18 protein-coding genes are annotated in these 20,431 nt (G+C 50.1%); 9 read left to right on the plus strand and 9 right to left on the minus strand.

Annotated elements, in window-relative coordinates; genetic code table 11:
* Positions 1 to 161 precede the first annotated feature (161 nt).
* The 3 genes from NDA02_RS22595 (at position 162) to NDA02_RS22605 (ending at position 5,575) form a co-directional block, all read left to right on the plus strand.
* On the plus strand, positions 162 to 1,547 hold the full coding sequence (locus NDA02_RS22595; protein ID WP_348255961.1) for an NAD-dependent succinate-semialdehyde dehydrogenase: 1,386 nt from the start codon (positions 162 to 164) through the stop codon (positions 1,545 to 1,547).
* A 41-nt stretch (positions 1,548 to 1,588) separates the two neighbouring features.
* Positions 1,589 to 3,226 carry an acetolactate synthase large subunit gene (locus NDA02_RS22600; RefSeq protein WP_348255979.1) on the plus strand — a complete coding sequence of 546 codons (1,638 nt, stop codon included), beginning with the start codon at positions 1,589 to 1,591 and terminating at the stop codon, positions 3,224 to 3,226.
* A 201-nt stretch (positions 3,227 to 3,427) separates the two neighbouring features.
* Positions 3,428 to 5,575 (plus strand): glycosyltransferase 61 family protein, encoded by a 2,148-nt coding sequence (locus tag NDA02_RS22605; protein ID WP_348255963.1) that lies wholly within the window; start codon positions 3,428 to 3,430, stop codon positions 5,573 to 5,575.
* Positions 5,576 to 5,606: 31 nt separating this feature from the next.
* On the opposite strand, the gene ureC is transcribed toward NDA02_RS22605, so the two are convergent.
* Entirely contained in the window at positions 5,607 to 7,316 is a 1,710-nt protein-coding gene (gene ureC / locus NDA02_RS22610; protein WP_190791547.1) for an urease subunit alpha, read from the minus strand.
* Positions 7,317 to 7,695: 379 nt separating this feature from the next.
* Here ureC and NDA02_RS22615 point away from each other — a divergent pair, with 379 nt between their 5' ends.
* Complete coding sequence (locus tag NDA02_RS22615) at positions 7,696 to 8,475, plus strand: glutathione S-transferase family protein (RefSeq protein WP_190791546.1); 780 nt, start codon at positions 7,696 to 7,698, stop codon at positions 8,473 to 8,475.
* On the opposite strand, the gene NDA02_RS22620 is transcribed toward NDA02_RS22615, so the two are convergent.
* The 5 genes from NDA02_RS22620 to sixA form a co-directional block, all read right to left on the minus strand.
* Positions 8,472 to 9,095, minus strand: coding sequence for a glutathione S-transferase family protein (locus NDA02_RS22620; RefSeq protein ID WP_190791545.1), 624 nt, complete (start codon positions 9,093 to 9,095; stop codon positions 8,472 to 8,474). The two genes, NDA02_RS22615 and NDA02_RS22620, sit on opposite strands and share 4 nt — an antisense overlap.
* 130 nt (positions 9,096 to 9,225) lie before the next feature.
* The gene (locus NDA02_RS22625) at positions 9,226 to 9,900 is read right to left on the minus strand and encodes a Coq4 family protein (RefSeq protein ID WP_190791544.1); all 675 of its coding nucleotides are present in this window, start codon (positions 9,898 to 9,900) and stop codon (positions 9,226 to 9,228) included.
* Between the two features lie 14 nt (positions 9,901 to 9,914).
* Entirely contained in the window at positions 9,915 to 10,286 is a 372-nt protein-coding gene (locus tag NDA02_RS22630) for an urease subunit beta (RefSeq protein ID WP_190791543.1), read from the minus strand.
* Positions 10,287 to 10,358: 72 nt separating this feature from the next.
* On the minus strand, positions 10,359 to 11,714 hold the full coding sequence (locus NDA02_RS22635; protein WP_190791542.1) for a Na+/H+ antiporter NhaC family protein: 1,356 nt from the start codon (positions 11,712 to 11,714) through the stop codon (positions 10,359 to 10,361).
* Between the two features lie 17 nt (positions 11,715 to 11,731).
* Positions 11,732 to 12,262: a phosphohistidine phosphatase SixA gene (sixA, locus tag NDA02_RS22640; RefSeq protein WP_190791541.1), complete on the minus strand. Its 531-nt coding sequence runs from the start codon at positions 12,260 to 12,262 to the stop codon at positions 11,732 to 11,734.
* Between the two features lie 183 nt (positions 12,263 to 12,445).
* Between sixA and NDA02_RS22645 the strand changes: the two genes are divergently transcribed.
* The gene (locus NDA02_RS22645) at positions 12,446 to 13,285 is read left to right on the plus strand and encodes a class I SAM-dependent methyltransferase (protein WP_190791548.1); all 840 of its coding nucleotides are present in this window, start codon (positions 12,446 to 12,448) and stop codon (positions 13,283 to 13,285) included.
* Here the strand turns inward: NDA02_RS22645 and NDA02_RS22650 are convergent.
* Positions 13,224 to 14,972 (minus strand): NFACT RNA binding domain-containing protein, encoded by a 1,749-nt coding sequence (locus tag NDA02_RS22650; protein WP_348255967.1) that lies wholly within the window; start codon positions 14,970 to 14,972, stop codon positions 13,224 to 13,226. The two genes, NDA02_RS22645 and NDA02_RS22650, sit on opposite strands and share 62 nt — an antisense overlap.
* 253 nt (positions 14,973 to 15,225) lie before the next feature.
* Between NDA02_RS22650 and NDA02_RS22655 the strand changes: the two genes are divergently transcribed.
* From NDA02_RS22655 to NDA02_RS22670, 4 genes are all read left to right on the plus strand, one after another.
* A complete protein-coding gene (locus tag NDA02_RS22655; protein ID WP_190791756.1) occupies positions 15,226 to 15,489 on the plus strand; it encodes a DUF370 domain-containing protein in 264 nt (87 codons plus the stop codon).
* Positions 15,490 to 15,581: 92 nt separating this feature from the next.
* On the plus strand, positions 15,582 to 16,145 hold the full coding sequence (gmk, locus tag NDA02_RS22660) for a guanylate kinase (protein WP_190791755.1): 564 nt from the start codon (positions 15,582 to 15,584) through the stop codon (positions 16,143 to 16,145).
* A gap of 529 nt (positions 16,146 to 16,674) precedes the next feature.
* Positions 16,675 to 17,325, plus strand: a complete 651-nt coding sequence (locus tag NDA02_RS22665) for a LuxR C-terminal-related transcriptional regulator (RefSeq protein ID WP_348255969.1) — start codon at positions 16,675 to 16,677, stop codon at positions 17,323 to 17,325.
* Between the two features lie 247 nt (positions 17,326 to 17,572).
* Positions 17,573 to 18,337: a TIGR04283 family arsenosugar biosynthesis glycosyltransferase gene (locus tag NDA02_RS22670; protein WP_348255971.1), complete on the plus strand. Its 765-nt coding sequence runs from the start codon at positions 17,573 to 17,575 to the stop codon at positions 18,335 to 18,337.
* Positions 18,338 to 18,465: 128 nt separating this feature from the next.
* Here the strand turns inward: NDA02_RS22670 and bioA are convergent, their stop codons facing one another.
* Together bioA and bioD are read right to left on the minus strand one after the other, a co-directional pair.
* Entirely contained in the window at positions 18,466 to 19,752 is a 1,287-nt protein-coding gene (bioA, locus tag NDA02_RS22675; protein WP_190791753.1) for an adenosylmethionine--8-amino-7-oxononanoate transaminase, read from the minus strand.
* A gap of 27 nt (positions 19,753 to 19,779) precedes the next feature.
* The gene (gene bioD, locus NDA02_RS22680; protein ID WP_190791752.1) at positions 19,780 to 20,415 is read right to left on the minus strand and encodes a dethiobiotin synthase; all 636 of its coding nucleotides are present in this window, start codon (positions 20,413 to 20,415) and stop codon (positions 19,780 to 19,782) included.
* Positions 20,416 to 20,431: the final 16 nt, after the last annotated feature.

Raw genomic sequence — 20,431 nt, forward strand, 5'->3', positions numbered from 1 at the left:
AATTGATTGCGAAGCAGTTTCCCCTTGGGGGTGATCGAGAAACACAGCCCAGACCATGAATTTGTGACGCCATGAATTTGTGCAGAATAGCGACCCGGAAGTTGGGCTGAACCCTTCGGGGAATTTGGTGTCGCCCTTCTGACGTTCATTGGAGTAATTAAATGGGTATTGCAAGTATTAATCCGGCAACGGGGGAAACGCTCAAGACCTTTGAGCCGCTATCCGATGCGGCAATTTCTGGCGCGATCGATCGAGCGCAGCAGACTTTTGAACAATATCGCGACACCGGGATGGCTCAGCGATCGCAGTGGTTACACCATGCTGCCCAAATTTTGACCGATAAACGAGAGCAGTACGGCAAGATGATGACGCTGGAAATGGGGAAGCCCCTTGCGGCCGCGATTGCGGAAGTTGAGAAATGTGCGCTGGTGTGCCGCTACTACGCCGACCATGCGGCTGAATTCTTGAGCGATCGAGTCATTCCGACCGATGCAGGCAAAAGCTTTGTGCGCTATCAGCCGTTGGGGATTATTCTGGCGGTGATGCCGTGGAATTTTCCCTTCTGGCAGGTGTTTCGCTTTGCGGCTCCGGCTCTGATGGCGGGAAATGTGGGCATTTTGAAACACGCCTCGAATGTGCCCCAATCGGCTTTGGCGATCGAAGAAATTTTGCTGGAAGCGGGATTTCCGAAAGGAGCGTTTCAAACGCTGCTGATTAGCGCAGATCAGGTGAGTCAAATTATTGCAGACGATCGGGTGAAAGCTGCCACGCTGACCGGAAGCGAAGGAGCGGGAGCTAGCCTTGCCAGCGGAGCCGGGAAGCAAATCAAAAAAACTGTGCTGGAACTGGGCGGCAGCGATCCATTTGTCGTAATGGAAAGTGCGGATCTGGAAACGGCGGTTGCTACGGCAGTCACAGCACGGATGATCAACAACGGACAATCCTGCATTGCGGCGAAGCGATTTATCGTGCAGGAGTCGATTGCCGATGTGTTTCTGGAAAAGCTCGTTGCTCGATACGCGGCTCTCAAAGTGGGTGATCCAATGGATGCCAATACTGAGATTGGTCCGCTGGCAACGCCCGGTATTGTGCATGAATTGGCCCATCAGGTGCAAACTGTGGTCGATCAAGGGGGAACGCTGCGGTATGGCGGTGAGCCGGATTCGCTGAAATTAAACGAATCCCTCAAGCGAGGCAATTTCTTTCCGCCCACAATTCTGAGCGATTTATCAATCGATGCTTCGATCGCTCAGGAAGAGTTCTTTGGTCCGGTGGCAATGGTGTTTCGAGTTCCTGATCTGGATGCTGCGATTCGTTTTGCCAACCATAGCCCATTTGGACTGGGAGCAAGTGCCTGGTCGCAAAATCCACAGGAAATCGATCGCTTGATTAACGAAATCGAAGCGGGATCGGTATTTATCAACAGCATGGTTAAGTCTGATCCACGTTTGCCGTTTGGGGGAACGAAGCGATCGGGCTATGGGCGAGAGCTGAGCGAAGAAGGCATCCGTGAGTTTGTGAATATCAAAACGGTCTGGGTCAAATAAGGGTGAAGCAAGGGTCACATGAGGAGTAACTTATGACTGAAATGACGACCGCCCAACTGCTGGTTCAATGTCTGGAAAACGAAGGCGTTGAATATGTGTTTGGGCTACCGGGTGAGGAGAATTTGCACGTTTTGCAGGCACTCAAGCAATCTTCGATTCAGTTCATCACGACCCGTCACGAGCAGGGAGCTGCGTTTATGGCGGATGTCTATGGGCGGCTGACCGGAAAAGCGGGGGTATGCCTCTCGACGCTGGGACCGGGTGCGACGAATTTAATGACGGGCGTGGCGGATGCAAACCTCGATCGCGCTCCCCTGGTGGCCATTACCGGACAGGTGGGAACCGATCGAATGCACATTGAATCTCACCAGTACCTCGATCTGGTGGCGATGTTTAGTCCGGTGACAAAATGGAATACCCAGATTGTGCGCCCCAGCATTACGCCGGAAGTGGTGCGTCGCGCCTTTAAGATTGCCCAAACCGAAAAACCGGGAGCGGTTCACATCGATCTGCCGGAAAACATTGCCGCCATGCCCGTAGATGGGAAACCGCTGCGCCCCGATTCGCGGGAAAAGGTCTACGCTTCGTTTAGTAGCATCGAACGGGCAGCCGCCGCGATCGATCAGGCAAAAAATCCGCTGATTCTGGTGGGAAATGGCGCAATTCGTGCCCATGCCAGCGAAGCATTAACTCGATTTGCCTCCGAACTCAATATTCCGGTTGCCAATACCTTTATGGGCAAAGGAGTGATTCCTTATCAACATCCGCTAGCACTTTGGTCAGTCGGACTTCAACAGCGCGATTATATTAATTGCGGCTTCGACTATACCGACCTGGTGATCTGCGTCGGCTACGATCTGGTGGAATATTCGCCCAAACGCTGGAACCCCACAGGCAATACGCTGATCGTCCATATCGACATGAAGCCTGCTGAAGTAGACAGCAGCTATACTCCCCTGGCCGAGGTCGTGGGTGATATTTGCGATTCGCTCAATGAGATTGCGCGTCGGGTCGATCGCTCCCGCAAGCCTGCATCCTATGTGGCGGAACTCAAGGCAGACATCAAAGCAGACTACGAAGAACATGCCAAAGATGATGGATTTCCGATTAAACCGCAAAAGCTGATTTACGATCTGCGGCAGGTGATGGGACCCGAAGACATCGTTATTTCCGATGTGGGCGCCCATAAAATGTGGATGGCGCGACACTATCACTGCGATCGCCCCAATACCTGTATTATTTCCAACGGATTCGCCGCAATGGGCATCGCAATTCCGGGCGCAATTGCTGCTAAGCTCGTCGCACCCCAGCGCAAAATTGTTGCAGTTACCGGAGACGGCGGCTTTATGATGAACTGCCAGGAGCTAGAAACAGCACTGCGGGTTGGTACACCCTTTGTCACCATTATCTTTAATGACGGCGGCTACGGCTTGATTGAGTGGAAGCAGCTTAACCAATTTGGCGAACCAGCTTTTGTTCACTTTGGCAATCCCGATTTTGTGAAGCTCGCCGAAAGCATGGAACTCAAAGGCTACCGCGTCGAGTCGAGCCTTGATTTTCTGCCGATGCTGAAAGATGCCCTCGAACAAAATGTGCCCACCGTGATCGACGTGCCAATCGACTATCGGGAAAATCTGCGGTTCAGCAAGCGATCGGGCGATTTGACCTGCTCGATTTAGCCATCAGGACTGTTTGAGAAACAATCGCTCTGAGCCGAACTGCCCCCTTAGAGGATCTCAGGTCGGCTCTGCTGCGGTTTGAGGTTTTGTAGCCCATCCTGGGGAGAACCTCGCTTTAAGGAATTCAAAGTCCCCAACTTTGGGAAATTTAGAGGGCAGTGTAGGCAATTCGCTACTTTTCCAAACATCCTCCTACTGCTGATGGCTGATTTTGAACCACAAACGATCGTTTCCCTTGCCGCGGATGCCCTTGCTACAGAAGACTATGCAAAGGCGATCAATCTTTGCACTCAGGCAATTGAGATTGATTCCGGTTTGCTGATGGCTTACTGGTATCTGGGGCTGGCGCAACTGCTGCAAGGCTCTGAACTAGAGGCTCAGGCAACGTGGATCTCGGCAATCACTGCAATCGATCTGCAAGAGGCGGATCAGGCAATCAATCAACTGCTTGGCATCCTGTTTGTGGAAGCAGAGCGACAGAGCGGCAAGCCCGATTTACAGGAACGCATTTATACTCAGGCGCTGGAGATTTCGCCTGAACCGAGCGGCATTTATCTGGGTTTGGGTAGAGCGATCGCACTACAGGGCAGGCTCGACGAGGCGATCGAACTCTGGCAGCAGGCAGTCCAAGCGCGACCCGACTGGGCTGATCCCTATCTTGAATTGGCGCAGATCTGGCAGAAGTTGGGGCAGATTCCAGACGCGATCGAGGCATATCGTCATGCCCTGCAACTGCGATCGGAACGCGAAGACCTGTGGGAAATTCATTATAGGCTGGGACTTTGTTTGTCGCAGGCGGGGCAATGGCAGGAGGGGGTTCCTTCCACGTTGCACTCTGCGCTAATTGAGCAATTTCGCCAAACGGTTGAGCTGAATCCTAGATTTGCTCCTGCCTGGGGCGATCTGGGTGGAGCATTGCTGCAAGAGCGACAGTGGCAAGACGCGATCGATTGTTTTTTTGCTGCTGTTTGTCAGCACTCCGGGTTTGCTCAGCAATACTGCGGCTGGGCGGCAACGCTTCCAACAAAACAGCTCCGCTCCCAGCGCAGCGCCCAATTCCTTCACCTGGTAAAAATCCAGGCTCCACAAGCCGAAATTCTCCAGTCTCTTCGATCGCTCCTCCCAGCTCCGCCAGTGCCTGCGTCTTCTGCTGCCTCTGTTCCTCTGGTTTGCTGCCCCACCGGATACTATGAAACGGCTCAGGCTGCAGTCAGAACGGGCGAAGTCTCAGAGTATAGCTCACTCGATCCGGCTGGCTTGCTGCCGCTCACCCCACCTCGATCGCTGGATGGTTCGGTTCACTGGAGCTTTCGCTTTGGCACTGCCGTACCTATGCCTGAAACGTTTGTGGTGCAGATTCCGCAGGGACAATTCTGGTTAAATGCCGATGAAAGCAGCAGTGCGATTTTAACCGCAGACAATAGACTGCTTGGAGATTTATCGCCTGAATTTCCGCTGCTCAGTCCCGGACATCCTGATAAACATCCCAATCGGCATTCTCTTTTGCAGCAGCCTTTGAATCAGCAGCAGCCTTTGAATCAAGATATTTCGCAAACGGTGTGCCATCTAGAGGGGACGATCGCAGTCCTGGCAGGACTCACGAATGGAATGTATTTTCACTGGATGTTTGATGTGCTGCCGCGATTGGATTTACTGCGTCGGAGCGGCATTGATTTCAGCGAGATTGATGGATTTGTGGTGAGTCATCACCTGCCTTTTCAGCGAGAAACGCTTCAGCTTTTGGGTGTGCCAGCCGCAAAAATTTTAGACCCTCAGCATTACGCTTATCTTCAAGCCGATCGCCTGATTGTGCCTTCGTTTCCGGCGGTTCCTGCCTGGATGCCGCAATGGGCTTGTGAGTTTTTGCGATCGTTGTTTTTGCCAGCGTTTTTGCGATCGAATGATCAAAAGAATTCTCCTCAGAGTCATCGGCTTTATATTAGTCGCCGTTTAACTGAGAGTCGGAGAGTAATCAACGAAGCAGAAATCATTGAGTTTTTAAGACAGTTCGGCTTTCAAATCGTCACGCTTGAATCTCTCTCGGTTCTGGAGCAAGCGGCTTTATTAGCCAATGCAGAAGTTGTCATCTCTCCGCATGGTGGTGGACTCACCAATCTTGTTTTCTGCCGTCCCGAAACAAAGGTGATCGAATTCTTTTCACCGAAGTATGTCTATCCCTGTTACTGGCTGATCAGCAATGCCGTTAACCTGGAATATTACTATCTGCTGGGTAAAATCTCTGAGGGTGAGTTTTTGCATCAGCTATTTTATCCAAATCCTCGGTTAGAAGATATTGTGGTGGATTTAGATGAGCTAAAACAACTGCTGTGTCAGGCTGAGATTTTTTAATCTACTAATCTATAATTCATTTTGATTGTGCTTAGAACAGAAAATATCGCTGCGCCATTGGTAGCACGGTCGCAGGCTCACAAGTCAGCAGTTCTCCGTCGGCGCGAACTTCGTAGGTTTCAGGATCAACTTCCATTTGGGGCATCGCGTCGTTGAGCTTCATATCGCGTTTAGTAAGCTGCCGAATCTCGGACACTGCCACGACCGGACGCTGAAGCTTGAGCCGATCGCCAATCTCCCGTTTCAGAGCTGCCTGAGACACAAACGTGAGCGAAGTCGCGTGTCTGGCTCCACCGAAGCTGGCGAACATGGGGCGCATGTGGACGGGCTGTGGGGTGGGAATGCTAGCGTTGGCATCGCCCATTTGTGCCCAGGCAATCATGCCGCCTTTCAGCACCAGTTCTGGCTTGACGCCGAAGAGTCCCGGTCGCCAGAGGCAGAGGTCGGCAATTTTGCCCACTTCGATCGAACCGACATAGTTGGCAATGCCGTGAGTGATCGCCGGGTTGATCGTGTACTTTGCCACGTATCGCTTGGCGCGGGTATTGTCGTTGCGATCGCTATCTCCGGTTAAACTGCCGCGCTGGTCTTTCATTTTGTGCGCTGTCTGCCAAGTGCGAATGATCACTTCCCCGATCCGTCCCATCGCCTGCGAGTCGGAAGAGAGCATACTAAACGCGCCCAAATCGTGCAAAATATCCTCGGCGGCGATCGTCTCCCGGCGAATTCGGGATTCGGCAAAGGCTACATCTTCGGGAATACTGCGATCGAGGTGGTGGCAGACCATCAGCATATCCAGGTGTTCTTCGAGCGTGTTGACCGTGTAGGGACGGGTAGGATTCGTGGAAGAGGGCAACACGTTCGCTTCGCCGCACACTTTGATGATGTCCGGTGCATGTCCGCCGCCTGCGCCCTCGGTGTGATAGGTGTGAATGCAGCGTCCTTTGAATGCCGCGATCGTATCTTCGACAAATCCGGCTTCGTTGAGTGTGTCGGTGTGGATGGCAACCTGCACATCGTAGTCTTCTGCAACCGAAAGACAGGTATCGATCGTGGCGGGAGTTGTGCCCCAGTCTTCGTGCAGCTTTAAGCCGATCGCCCCGGCTTCCACCTGTTCTTCGAGTGCGTCGGGTTGGGAAGCGTTCCCTTTGCCCAGAAACCCCAGATTCATGGGAAACGCATCAGCAGCCTGAAGCATCCGGTAAATATTCCAGGGTCCGGGAGTGCAGGTCGTAGCATTTGTGCCTGCGGCGGGCCCGGTTCCGCCTCCGATCATCGTGGTAATCCCAGATGCAATGGCAACTTCAATCTGCTGCGGACAGATAAAGTGAATGTGTGTATCAATCCCGCCTGCGGTCAGGATCATGCCTTCTCCGGCAATCGCTTCTGTTCCCGGACCAATGATGATATCTACATTGTCCTGAATGTAGGGGTTCCCCGCTTTGCCGATCGCCGCAATTTTGCCGTCTTTGATGCCAATATCCGCTTTGACAATGCCCCACCAGTCGAGAATCAGCGCATTGGTAATCACCGCATCGACCGCCCCATTCTCATTACTGATCGGCGACTGTCCCATGCCATCCCGAATCACTTTGCCGCCGCCAAATTTCACTTCATCGCCATAGGTTGTAAAATCCTGCTCGACTTCAATAATCAGATTCGTATCCGCCAGCCGCACCCGATCGCCCACGGTGGGACCAAAGGTTTCAGCATAGGCACGACGATTCATTCTGTAGCTCATAAGCCTCTCTCGCAGGAATTAGACAAAGAAGTGGTGGTTCAATCGGATTTCCAGAGCCTTTACTTGATTGTGAAGCGTACCACGCTGGTTCGTTGAACGGCAGTGAAGCCGCTAAAAAATTAAGGTTTGAAGCGATCGAATTATAGTTTGTTAGATTCCTGAATAAAACTTAAGAGAAGCTTAATGATATGAGTTTGGCGATCGAAATAATCAGTTTTGCAAAGCTTCATAAGACAGGTTGGCGCAGTCAGTCGGTTAGGACTGTGCGGGGAAGTTGTTTGTTAGACAGAAGTCTGTCAGACACAAAATAGCCACAAAAGCTGAATTAGCTATCATCGTGGTGTAGCGTTATGATGTGATGCAGATTTTCGGGGGATTGATGGAATTTACGTCTCGGTTAATCACATTTCGCATCAGTCATTACTGCGAGAAGGTTCGATGGGCATTGGATCGCATCAGTTTTCCCTACGTCGAAGAGTGCCATTTGCCACTGCTGCATCGGCTGAAAACAACTCCGCTTGGTGGGAGCAGTGTTCCTGTTCTCGTGACGAAAGCTGAGATATTGAAAGATTCAGCAGACATCTTAAAACACCTAGAAACAGTAGCACCCCCTCATCTAAAACTGTATCCAGATTTACCCGTGCTGCGGCAGGAAGTTCAAGCGTTAGAAGCGGAATTTAATCTCAAACTGGGTGTTTTAACAAGACAGTGGGGGTACTTCTATGCGCTGCAAAATCAAAGTGTGATGAAAGAACTTTGGTGCGAAGGAGTACCGACCTGGGAGAAATTACTGTTTCCTATCATGTTTCCCTTGACGTGCCGTTTAATTCATTCCAGCTATAACGTTCATCGTGACAGTGCATCTGCTGCCTATCGTCAAATTCAACGGATATTTGAAAGGGTGAGCGATCGTCTTTCAGATGGGCGGAGATATCTAGTGGGAGATTGCTTTTCGGCAGCAGATTTGGCATTTGCTAGTTTATCGGCTCCAAGCGTGGTTCCCCCTCAGTATGGTGGATGCTTTCCTGAACTAAACCAACTTCCCGATGAAATGGTGGAACAAATTCAAATCCTGCGGGAAACAATCGCAGGCAAATATGCTTTGCGCCTTTATGAAGAGGAGCGGTGTCCGGTTCAGGAGAAACTGATTACCCCTTAGGCGGAACTGCTTTGCATTGCCTCATCCGTGATCTCAATATAATTCGGCTGGCTTTTAACCCGATCGATCCACTGCAAAATTCCCGGAAAGCTGCTCAAGTCAAAATTACCTTCGTGAGCAACGTGAGTGTAGGCAAAGAGGGCAATGTCAGCGATCGTATAGCGATCGTTCACCAGAAATGGATGGTCCTTAAGTCGCTGTTCCATGACGCCTAGAGCCGCGTAGCCGGGAGCCTGTTTTTCGGCGAGGGCTTGCTTTTTCGTTTCTGCCATGTCGTGCTGCAGCCAGAAGCGAGACGTAGCGATAAACGGTTCATGGCTATACTGCTCAAAAAAGAGCCACTGCATAACTCTGGCATGTTCGAGGGGGGAAAGCGGCAAGAAATCAGTGCCCTGACTGAGATAAATCAAAATCGCGTTCGACTCCGACAGAAACTCTCCAGGCGTAATTTCTAGCACCGGAATGCGTCCGTTGGGATTTTTTGCCAGAAATTCGGGCGTGCGGGTTTCACTTTTGAGGACATCCAGCAGAATCAGCTCAAACGAAATGCCAAGCTGAGTGAGCAGCAATCGCACTTTGTAGCCGTTGCCAGAAGGTAGAAAATCATAAAGCTTGTACATTCACGTTTTTCCCTGGCGATATTTTGTATCAGCGTTTCAAAGTCCCTCCCGCTGCTTTGGAGCGGTAAGCGACCTATGGGGGATCCAGGGGGCAGTTCAGAGGTCGCAACCCTGGCTTCCCCGACACTCACTAAGGCACATAAACCGCCATCGGCTCCACATTCAATTCCGATCGCCACTGCGCCAACGGCTTTTCCCACTGTTCTTCCCATCTTTGAGCCAGCATTGGCTTTGCTTTTGCGCCCATTCGATAACCGATCGCCATTTGCTCTAAAAACCTGCCCATCTGCTCCGGAGTATTAAAAAGGGTTTGCAGCAGTCCTCCGGCAACAAAAATTGCGGCGATCGGGCGACGGATTTGAGCCAGTTCAAAGGCTTTAAGTGAAAGTTCGCCGATCGGATCAGTTGAAAATCCACCGAGAATGTGCCAGATGTCGTGAGTTTGGCGAACACGCATGAAAAAGTAGTTAATGTCACTATTCACGGTTTCTTTGCGATAAAACTCTGCGTCAAAGCCTGAATCGGTCAGGTATTTGGCGTAAGCGTAGCCCAAGGAATCAGGCGGCAGTTGCAGCAGGGCTTGCAGATCGGGCGAAGGAGCAAGATAACGCTCTGCAAATAACTCCGCGACACCCGGCTGAGACTTGACGAAATCCACGGCAAGCTGAGTCGCTTTGATATTTTTTAAGCCATCCTCAACGTCATAGACCGAATCCGTGTTGCCCGGATCGCGCAGCAAACTGGCTACCCCTTTAAGTGTTGAGAGCCAGTCCACTTGCAGCTTATTCAAGTCCTTCAGCTTCATATCGCCTAATCCTTCTACTTTTTCTTTTTCTTATCTTTTTTATGCTTTGCTTCTTTGTGCTTAGATTCCGGCTTTTCCCCATCTAATGCACCGTTCACTAATCCATTAAACCCATAAACCTGACGACTGCCCACAAACGGAACCAGCGTAACTTCTCGCTCGTCTCCCGGTTCAAACCGCACTGCCGTTCCCGCTGGAATATCGAGCCGCATTCCCTTTGCTTGCTCTCGATCGAAGGATAAAGCCTGATTGACCTCATAAAAATGAAAGTGAGAGCCAACTTGAATCGGCCGATCGCCCGTATTCGCAACCGTGAGCCTAACCGTGGGACGATCGGCATTCAGTTCAATTTCGCCTGCTTCGGTGAGAATTTCGCCGGGAATCATGATAAATCATCTGTAACAATGACTGAATCCTAGCCCAACTCACTCGTGCTGCTGGGTTCCATTTATAGTTTGTTAGGATTTTTTAGGAAATTCAGTCGTCTCGCTGGGTCGATCGCGAAACCGCAGCAGCAGCCAGCAGCAAAGCGGAATTAGATAAAGATAAATCGCAAACGGAATAAAGCCGCTATCGCTCATCAAAACCGTGGCAGGAACCAGTCCGGCGATATTCCAGGGAATCAGGGGCGCAATGACAACCGCTGTATTTTCCAGATCGATCGCCAGCCGATCGGCAGAAATCTGCTTATCTTCATAGTGGGTTTCATACTGCGGCTTGACCAGTTCTGCGGTTAATAAAATCGCGATCGCCTGAGTGCAGCCAAACGCAGAAGCCGCAATGCTAACTAGCGTTGTCCCTGCAAACAAGCCACTTTGTGACCGCAACGATTGCAAAAATCTTTGTACAAGCTGTAATGCGTTTGTTCCAGTCAGCACACCCGCGATCGCCGTCGAAATCACTACGATCGCAGAAACTCGCATCATCGAAACAATGCCACCCCCCGCCAGAATCGAGCGAATAGGACTCTCTTGCTCCAGATAAAACCCGGTAAACGCAAATTGCAAAATTTGTAGAATCGTATCGTGTTGCAACGTAATGGATAAAACAACACCTGCGGCAATACTCCACAACATGGCTTGTTTAACTTCAACCTTCAGCAATGCCAGTACGAGAATGACGATCGCAGGCAAAAGTGTCAGCAGGTTCAGATCAAATAAATTGGCTAATTCGATCGAGAGCGAACTGCTCGTATTTTGAACAGGATAAAAGAACGAAATGACACCATAAATCAAACAGCTTAGCCCCAGCGGCAGCCATGCCGTCGTCAACATATTTCTAATGTTCTGGTACAAATCCGTTTGAGTGACGATCGCAACCAGATTTGCGCTGGAAGACATCGGAGAACATCGATCGCCCCAATATGCCCCGGCAATGATCGCGCCTGCCACCAGATGCGGATCAACGCTGCTCCCTCGCGCCATGATCATCAGGGCTGTGCCGATCGTGCTGGCAGCTCCAAAAGACGTGCCAATTAGAAACGAAACAAAGCTGGTCAGCAAAAAAGCACAGAGCACAAACAGATTGGGATTAATGAGCTGAATGCCGTAATAAACGATCGCTGGAACGGTTCCGGCAGCCATCCAAACGGCAGTGACAGCTCCAATAATCAGCAAAATGCCAATTACAGAAAAAGATTTTTGGCTTCCGGCGATCGACATTTTCATCAGACTGCGAAGCGAAAACCCGCGTCGATGCAGAACGGCGATCAGCAAACCCAGCGTTGCCAGCAGCGGATAGGCAACAAAAACACCGTGCGTCACGCTGATCACCAGCAGCGCAAAAGATCCAGCCAGCGCAAGCAAGATATCCATTAAACCAAATCAGGATTTCAATCCGAAATTAAAAATTTGGGCGGGGTCAGCCAGAACAGCTCACTGCGACCGATCGGAGAACCCTCTATAGGCAAATTAATCCCAATTACGCCTGCTTTTTTCAGGACAATTTGCTGCCGTGCCTCACCCCAAATCAGTTGCTGCGCCCACTCGCTCAATCCCGGTTCATGCCCGACGATCGCCAAACATTTTCCCTGCTTTTCTTGCTGCCCCTTTTCCTGCTGCCACTGTTGTAGCCAGTTCACCCACTGCTGAAAATCACCCTGGGGCGCAAGTTCTGTCGATTCTTCGAGCGATTTTCCTAAACCGATCGATTGCAGAATTTCTGCGGTTTGCTTTGCCCGCACCAAAGGACTCGTCAGAATCAAATCAAACTGCAAGCCCAGTTCTTTCAGTCGTTTCGCCACTTTGCGTGTTTTGCGAATCCCTTCTTCGGTTAACGGACGCTCATTGTCGTTGGCATAGCTGCCGTGTTCTCCTGCCAGCCCATGCCGAACGATATAGAGTTCAATTGCCTGCTGAGTCATGGTGCAGACCTACCTGATTTCAAGATGCCATCTGCTCACGGTAACACCATCGGTCGATTGCTGGTTAAAACCATAGACTGAAAGCACAATATTCTAAGAGGATGTTTGAGGAATCACGATGCTACAAAGCATTTGCAACTTCTTCAACAGCCTTTAGAAACAGCAGTTCACGGAATACGATCGATGCGATACCTGCGGCGTGGCGTTGGGCTTCTTCTCGTGAGTTTGGCATTTTGCCTGACTTTTTCTCTATTTTGGGTTTGGGGCGGTGTTCTCCTAGGGATCAATCCAGCCTGGGCGGATAATCCCTTTGAGCAGTCTCCGATCGCTCAGGAAGAAATTTATCAGGAAAAACTGATCCATGACCCAGACGGTATCGGAAAGTTTTACTTCAAGCGGGAAATTGCTCAAGTAATGGGGCATCAGGGAGCTGGATGGTTGGAGCGTCCCGGACGCTTGATCGAAGAACAGCCCAACGCAGTAGTGGCAGCGTTAAACCTGAAACCCGATGATGTGGTGGCAGACGTGGGGGCAGGAACGGGCTATTTTAGCTTTCGCCTGAGTGAAAAAGTACCGCAGGGCAAGGTGTATGCGGTTGATATTCAGCCAGAAATGCTGGACATGCTGGAATTCCTCAGGCAGGAAAACGATGCAGAAAACGTGGAGCCGGTGCTGGGCGAGGAAACTGACCCCCATTTGCCCCCAGAATCGATCGATCTGGCACTGATGGTCGATGCCTATCACGAATTTGCCTACCCCTATGAAATGATGCAGGGCATTGTCCGATCGCTCAAACCCGGGGGACGAGTCGCACTAGTGGAATATCGCGGCGAAAGTCCGTTTATTTCAATCAAGCGACTGCACAAAATGAGTCAGCGACAGGCGCGGAAAGAAATGCAGGCGGTGGGCCTGACCTGGCAGGAAACGCAGGACTTTTTGCCGCAGCAGCACCTGATGATTTTTAAGAAGCCGTCTCCGCCTGCTCTACGATCGATCGCCCCTTCTGCGGCTGACCCCAGATAATTCGCTCCTGTTTATAAATTGCAATTCCCGGCTTTGCTCCTTTGGGTTTGAAGACCTGCCTCGGCTCGGTGTAAACCACGGGAGCCTGATCGCTCTGGCGGGCACGGCTGTAGTAGGCAGCTAAATCGGCGGTAAACTGCAAATCGACTTCATCGGGAACGGCTCCGGGATCAAGGCGCAGCAGCACATGGCTACCAGGAATTTCCTGGGTGTGAAACCAGAGATCGTAGTCGTTAGCAGTGCGGAAAGTGAGCAGGTCGTTCTGACGATTGTTGCGTCCGATCAGCACTTCAAACTGATTCGGGGTGCGGTAGCGCAGAAAGTTGGTGGTTTGAGCCGAGCTGCTGCGATACTTTTGCTCCGGATCTTCCAGATAGCCCTGCTGAATGAGCTCTTCGCGGATTTCCTCCAGCGAGTCAAGGTCATCAGCAGTGCGGTAGGAGTCACTCTGGGCGATCGCCACTTCCACCTGTTCCAGATAGTCAATTTCGGTTTGCACTTCTGCCAGCAAAGGTTCGATCGCATCTCTCGATCGTTTCAGTTTTTGGTGACGTTTATAGAGTGCCTGAGCGTTTTGAACGGCATTCTTTTCGGGGTCGAGGGCGATCGTCACAGGTTTTCCGGTGAGGAAGTCGGCAAGCTGAATTTGCTTCATGCCGGGCTGCCACTCGTGCAGATGCGCCATTAATAAATCGGCTTTTTCCCGATAGTCGTCTGCCTGGTCGGACTGCTGCAATCGATCGCGAAATCCCTGCGCTTTTTGAGACAGTTTCTTGAGCAAATTGCTGATGCGTTGGCTGACCTGATGCCGAAGCTGAACGAACTCCTGCTGGTTAAGCTGATCGGTGTAGTAGCGATCGATCATCTGCTGCATGCTTTCGGCAGGACGTACTGCTCCCCATCCCAGCACCGTATAGCCCTGCGCCAACCACCCCGGCTGAAACTGCTCGGTTTGCAATATTTTTAACCATGCCTGCCAGCGATCAAATAGCCGCGCCCACTGCTCGGAGCTGAGGGTATCGGTGGTTTGATCCGGCGATAGGTCGGCTGTCTGAAGCATCGATACCACCAGGGCAGAACTGAGTCCACGATAGGTTTTAATCAATGCACGCCGTAAAGGATCGGGAATCAGGCTGAGCCGTTCCTGCCAGCGATCGAATTCTTCCTCTTGCGTAGGAACTGCTCCGTTGGGCGGTGGCGGTGCTTCGTAAGGCTGTCCCGTTTGAATCGGACGGACGCTGGATTGTTGGGAACTTACCTGATGCGCTGCCGTCACAATTATCTTGTCCTGGTTGGTCAAAATTACATTGCTGTAGTTTCCCTGAATCTCGACGAACAAATGCCACAGGGCAGGCTCCCCCGGACGACGGGCAAACTGCAAATCGGCTACTCGTTCCCACGGGGAAAGCGGCTCGATCGCCACCAGTGCCAAATTGCCCAGCTGATGCCGCAATTGCTGGCTAAAGGTAAACGTATCGGGAGTACGGGGCGGCGGTTCACCCATGCCCATTCGGGCTGCCTGAGGATGCCAGGACAGGGTAAGCCAGCCGCGCTGATTCAGGGTTCGCAGGGCAAGGGCAATGGTATGACGGTCGCGCTGATAGACCTGCTCCAGTCTCGCTGGAAGCCAGGTTTTGCTCAACTCAGCACAGATCGCCTTAAAGGTGGTGTAGTCAACAGGTTGCACAGCAGTTTAGGATATAAGCTCGGCTAAAGTGGTTAGGTCTTTCATTAAAGTGCAGGTTAACGCTATTATGTTGCGATCGATTCTGAGGTACTTTTTAACTCGAACTGAATCATCTGACTTAAGATAGAAATACCCTGCGCGAGAGCAAGATTCAAGCAGAAATTTAGTGTTTTTCCCGTAGTAGGTGAATTTTTAGCATCCAGTCTCGTGAATTTGCATCATATTGGTCAAGTTCAAGCTTTCTACTTTCATTATGGATATTCGGCTCATTAATATTGGCTTCGGCAACATTGTCTCTGCAAACCGGGTCATTGCGATCGTCAGTCCTGAATCTGCGCCCATTAAGCGAATCATTGGCGATGCGAAAGACGGCGGCAAACTGGTGGATGCGACCTATGGACGGCGAACTCGCGCTGTGATCATTATGGATGATGGTCATGTCGTGCTTTCGGCAATCCAGCCAGAAACCGTTGCCAATCGATTTGTAATTCATAAAGAGGGAGTGCTCGAAGCGTAAATCAGGCTAAGTAGGGTCAACCCTCCCTGATGAAACCCTCGCGATTTAGTAAGATAGTTTACTAATCATCATCCTCTAGCTGCGTGAGTGACATGGGAACTGGCAGACTGATTGTACTAACTGGACCAAGCGGTGTCGGCAAAGGGACACTTCTGAGAGCCTTGCTCAAACGGCATTCTGACCTTTATCTGTCTGTTTCTGCTACAACTCGGCAACCGCGCCCCGGCGAAATCGACGGACAACACTATCAGTTCGTCAGCCGCATCGAATTTGAGCGAATGGTGGCTCAGGGTGAACTGCTGGAATGGGCAGAATTTGCGGGGAACTATTACGGCACGCCTCGCCGCCCCGTTGAAGAAAAAATTCGGCAGGGCAAATGGGTTGTCCTGGAAATTGAGCTAGAGGGCGCACGGCAAATTCGCAAAACCTTTCCCGAAGCCCTGCGAATCTTTATTCTGCCGCCTTCCCTGGTTGAGCTGGAGTATCGGCTGCGGCATCGCGCTCAGGATTCTGAAGAGGCGATCGTCCGGCGACTGGATCGGGCACGATCGGAAATCAACGCAGCAGATGAATTTGATATTCAAGTGATTAACGACGACCTGGAAAAAGCCCTGGAACGGATTGAATCAGCTCTCTTTGCTCCGGCAGGCGTTTAATTGATTCAATGCTTGATGTAAGCTCTGAGTTTCAATGTGGGATTCTGACGCGATCGTTTAGATTGGAATGACTAAGTTTTGTCTGATTTGAGAAAGATCCGGATCAAACACTTCATTGGGCGAAGAGGTAATTACGGAAGATAATGATGGAAAAGCGCAGCAGTTGCAGTCTCACCTGTTCAGCCCCCCAATCCTAATCGCTCGCCTGATGAGAATCATTCACAAAAATTAAGCTGTATTTGCAGGAAGCGGATTTCTCCAGAAATTGCCCGTCTAAATACTTGTTTAGATTCGACCAGTTTATCAATTGGTCGCTTTTTTATGCTTGACGATGGACGACCGGCTTAGATGGCTGGCCGAAATGGGGGTCGCAGTTGTTGTAGTGGCATACCATAGCTCATGAATTGAGAAGCAGACGTTTTTGATTAAATCAAGCCTCAATCAGTTGGATTCATAAAAACTTACTCAAAAACGAATCTTCATTCGAGGCTTATGTTGTTCATTCATAGCCCCCAAAATGAACCCCAATATGCATACTAAAAGTCGTCACTCGTTTGGATTGTTTCTTAGCTCATCAGAAAACCCGGTAAATCACGTTGATACTTTGCCCCAGACGGCTAAACCGCTATCGCTTTTGCAGAGCATCTTAGAGTGTTTAGGAGATGGCATTCTCATTGCGACTGACCAGGGTGAAGTCCTTCACGCGAATCGATATGCTCAGCAGCTTTGCTGCCGAATCGGTTCCTATGTTGGATCAACGCTCACTTTACATCCCGCGATCTGGCGCATTTGCCAGGCACTTATCAAAGAACGAAACTTTATTTCCGATTGCTCTGAAGAAGAAACTGCTTCGCAGCGTACTGTAATTCTAGACGAAGAACTGCATGTGAATGAATCGCTTATTCGTGTGCGAGTTCGCTGGCTGGATTTACAAGAAGTGACTCGCCCCTGTTTGCTGATTACGCTGGAGGATCAGTATGAGTCGGCACGCTATCGGGCGATCGCAGAAGCATTAAAATACGGACTCACAAACCGCGAAACGGAAGTCTGGCTGCTAAAGCGAATTGGCTGCACTTATAAGCAAATTGCTGCCCAACTGCACATTGCAGAAGACACAGTAAAGAAACATATCAAAAACATTTATGCTCGACGGGAAGCGATCGAGTGTCTGAGTAGCTAAAAGAATGATTGCAACAATTCATCTTTAGCCCTCTAATCCATTACCAACCGACCTGAAATAAAAGCCAGCTTCGTATAATTACATGCACAGTTAGAGACCCAATCACGGGCCCAAGTTAGACGAACAGTTACGCGCACAGTTACACGTACAAAGTTACACGCACAATTACAGCATTCCACTCCTGGGAGGTTTTCCTCCCTTTTTTGCGGGCGGCAGGAAGCAGTAGAGAACTTTTGTCGCAAAGTCTATGATAAAAGCCAAACCGCTCGATTTTGCCTTGCCCATGCGTGTTTCGGTAATTATTCCAACTCTGAATGAGTCTGCCTGTCTAGAACAAACGCTGCGCCACCTTGAGTTACTTGATCCGCCTGCCTGGGAAATTTTTGTCGTTGATGGTGGCAGCCAGGATGGAACGATTGCCATTGCAGAAGCGGCTGGGATTGCAGTCATTCGATGCTCAACTTCGGGGCGATCGATCCAGATGAATCACGGGGCAGAGGCAGCGACCGGAGACGCGCTTTGTTTTGTTCATGCTGATACGCTGGTTCCTGCTGATTTGGTCACGCTGATCGACGAGACGTTTGCTCAACCAGAAATCGTGGGCGGCGGATTTGTTTCGCTGATGACAGGCAAAACCCAAACGCGCTGGCTCACTTCGCTGCACAACTATCTGAAAACCTACTACGCCCCGCTCTTGTTTCGTCCCCATTTATTTTTCAAAGGACTGCGGTTGCTGTTTGGGGATCAGGCGATGTTTTGCAGGCGATTGGTTTTTGAACGCTGCGGTGGATTTGATACTGCGCTGCCCATTATGGAAGAAGCTGATTTATGTTTGAAACTGGTGCGCTACGGGCAAATTTGTTTAGTCGATCGAGTTGTGTTTTCCTCCGATCGACGGGTGGCAAAATGGGGTTTTTTGAAAGCGAACTGGGTTTATTTCTACATCGGTTTTCTCTGGGGCATTGGCGTTTCTGCGGATTACTTGAAGCAGTTTTATGAGGATGTGCGATAAAAAATAACCGCCTTTCTAGATGCCAAATTTGTGAAAACCTGGTTTTTTCTCCAGGCTTCAAAGTTCCCCGCTTTAAAGTTCCCCGGTGTTGGAGAATTTAAGGGACAATGCAGGATCTTGGCCACTTTTCAAATTCCCTGAAGCTCAGCTAAAATTGCTGTCAGATTTTGATAAACCCACTCCAGTTCTGCCTCGGTAATACAATAGGGCGGCATCAGGTATAAAACGTTCCCCAAAGGACGCAGCAGCAATCCTCGATCGATCGCCTGAGTGCGAATTTTACCCGCAATTTGATTTAAGTATCCAGGCTGATCGTTTGTCTTAATGTCAAAGGCAGCGATCGTGCCTGTAACCCGTAGCTTTTCCACGTTTGGCAATGCTTTCAACGATTCCAGGTTCTGCCAGTGCAAGGCTTCCATCCCGCGAAACTTTGACTCATTTTCCTGCATCAACTCCAGCGAAGCCAAAGCAGCTGCACAGCCTAAAGGATTCGCAGTATAGCTATGACCGTGGAAGAAGGTTTTTGTCAGATCATCACTATAAAATGCCTGATAAATTGCTTCTGAACTCACCGTCACTGAGAGCGGCAAAAAACCGCCGGTAATGCCTTTTGAAAGACAAAGAAGATCCGGTTCCACTCCTGCTTTGACGCAGCTAAACCATTCGCCCGTGCGCCCAAAACCAGTCATAATCTCATCAAAAATGAGCAAGGTTTTGGCATCTTTTGCCAGTTGAGCTAGTTTTTGTAGAAAGACCGATCGACACATCCGCATTCCGCCCGCGCCTTGAATCAGCGGTTCGATTAAAATTCCGGCATATTGATCGGACTGCTGAAGTTTTTGCTGAATTGCAAACAGAATCTCATCTTCTTTTTCCTCGATCGAATTGTCTCCCCAATAAGTTTCAGGATAGGAAACAAACTCCACTCGAAACAGCAAATCATCAAACGGCTGTGTAAAAATCGATCGCGTCCCGACTGCCATTGCCCCAAAAGTATCGCCATGATAGGCTCCCTCAAAGGCAATAAATGTCGATCGCTTTTGCTGTTGGTTTGTCCAGTATTGATACGCCATTTTCAGCGCAACTTCGATCGCCGTTGAGCCATTATCTGAAAAGAAGACGCGGTTTGATTTCGCAGGCAGTTTTTCAATCAATTTCGTTGCAATCTGCTCTGCCGGATCATGGGTGAATCCTGCAAAAATCACCTGCTCTAACTGCTGCGCCTGCTGATAGATAGCTTCAGCAATTTTGGGATGAGCATGACCGTGTAAATTTACCCACCAGCTTGAGATGCAGTCGAGCAATCGCTGACCGTTTTCTAGCTCTAACCAGACCCCCTGGGCAGATTTTACCTTCAGCGGTTCGGGTGCGGTTTTTGCCTGCGTGAAAGGATACCAGAGATGAGGATGCGCCATTGATAAAACTGTTAAGTGTTGAGCGATTTAATCATGAATTTCAAGCTGATTGTATGCAGTTTTGAGCGTTGCTGGATCGATCGCCTCCAGAAAATCAACTTCACCCAAAATTGGAACCTGGCCATAATGCTCGATTGCCGCCCGATTACCAGGATTCTTTTTACCGTTAATAATTACCCCCAGAATTGGAATATTCTCCCGCCTAAGTTGTGCCAGCGATAGCAGTGTGTGGTTAATCGTTCCCAATGCGCTTCTCGACACTAAACAAACGGGCAATTCTAAATGCTTAATCAGGTCAATCACGTAGTGGCGATCGTTAATCGGAACCATTAATCCGCCTGCTCCTTCAACAATCAAATGAGGCTGCTCGATTGTTTTAGGCAGCTCAAAATCATGAAGGTGAATTTCAAGGCCGTCGATCGCAGCAGAAGCATGAGGCGAAAGTGGCTCTGTTAATCGAAACCGTTCTGGCAGAAAATGAGCATCGTTCAATCCAGTCACTTGTTTAACATAATCTGTGTCTGTGATAGTGTCTAAACCAGACTGAAGCGGCTTCCAGTAAGCGGCATCTAAGCCAAGCGTGAGCATTGCAGAAGTAACAGTTTTACCAACATTGGTGTCGGTTCCGGTCACAAAAAAATGTTCTGGAAATTGAAATGGCATTTGCTTGATTGACTGC

Origin of the sequence: Leptolyngbya sp. ST-U4, assembly GCF_039962215.1 — a bacterium.
Taxonomy (GTDB): Bacteria; Cyanobacteriota; Cyanobacteriia; order Elainellales; family Elainellaceae; genus Leptolyngbya_A.

What these genes read in the sequence shown, in the direction of transcription:
- bioA (WP_190791753.1), bottom strand. Translation starts at nt 19,752, where the DNA reads ATGGCGCATCCTCATCTCTGGTATCCTTTCACGCAGGCAAAAACCGCA.
- bioD (WP_190791752.1), bottom strand. Translation starts at nt 20,415, where the DNA reads ATGCCATTTCAATTTCCAGAACATTTTTTTGTGACCGGAACCGACACC.
- sixA (WP_190791541.1), bottom strand. Translation starts at nt 12,262, where the DNA reads ATGACTCAGCAGGCAATTGAACTCTATATCGTTCGGCATGGGCTGGCA.
- NDA02_RS22635 (WP_190791542.1), bottom strand. Translation starts at nt 11,714, where the DNA reads ATGGATATCTTGCTTGCGCTGGCTGGATCTTTTGCGCTGCTGGTGATC.
- NDA02_RS22655 (WP_190791756.1), top strand. Translation starts at nt 15,226, where the DNA reads ATGGATATTCGGCTCATTAATATTGGCTTCGGCAACATTGTCTCTGCA.
- NDA02_RS22665 (WP_348255969.1), top strand. Translation starts at nt 16,675, where the DNA reads ATGCATACTAAAAGTCGTCACTCGTTTGGATTGTTTCTTAGCTCATCA.
- NDA02_RS22620 (WP_190791545.1), bottom strand. Translation starts at nt 9,095, where the DNA reads ATGTACAAGCTTTATGATTTTCTACCTTCTGGCAACGGCTACAAAGTG.
- NDA02_RS22595 (WP_348255961.1), top strand. Translation starts at nt 162, where the DNA reads ATGGGTATTGCAAGTATTAATCCGGCAACGGGGGAAACGCTCAAGACC.
- NDA02_RS22600 (WP_348255979.1), top strand. Translation starts at nt 1,589, where the DNA reads ATGACGACCGCCCAACTGCTGGTTCAATGTCTGGAAAACGAAGGCGTT.
- gmk (WP_190791755.1), top strand. Translation starts at nt 15,582, where the DNA reads ATGGGAACTGGCAGACTGATTGTACTAACTGGACCAAGCGGTGTCGGC.
- NDA02_RS22645 (WP_190791548.1), top strand. Translation starts at nt 12,446, where the DNA reads ATGCGATACCTGCGGCGTGGCGTTGGGCTTCTTCTCGTGAGTTTGGCA.
- NDA02_RS22630 (WP_190791543.1), bottom strand. Translation starts at nt 10,286, where the DNA reads ATGATTCCCGGCGAAATTCTCACCGAAGCAGGCGAAATTGAACTGAAT.
- NDA02_RS22605 (WP_348255963.1), top strand. Translation starts at nt 3,428, where the DNA reads ATGGCTGATTTTGAACCACAAACGATCGTTTCCCTTGCCGCGGATGCC.
- NDA02_RS22615 (WP_190791546.1), top strand. Translation starts at nt 7,696, where the DNA reads ATGGAATTTACGTCTCGGTTAATCACATTTCGCATCAGTCATTACTGC.
- NDA02_RS22625 (WP_190791544.1), bottom strand. Translation starts at nt 9,900, where the DNA reads ATGAAGCTGAAGGACTTGAATAAGCTGCAAGTGGACTGGCTCTCAACA.
- NDA02_RS22670 (WP_348255971.1), top strand. Translation starts at nt 17,573, where the DNA reads ATGATAAAAGCCAAACCGCTCGATTTTGCCTTGCCCATGCGTGTTTCG.
- ureC (WP_190791547.1), bottom strand. Translation starts at nt 7,316, where the DNA reads ATGAGCTACAGAATGAATCGTCGTGCCTATGCTGAAACCTTTGGTCCC.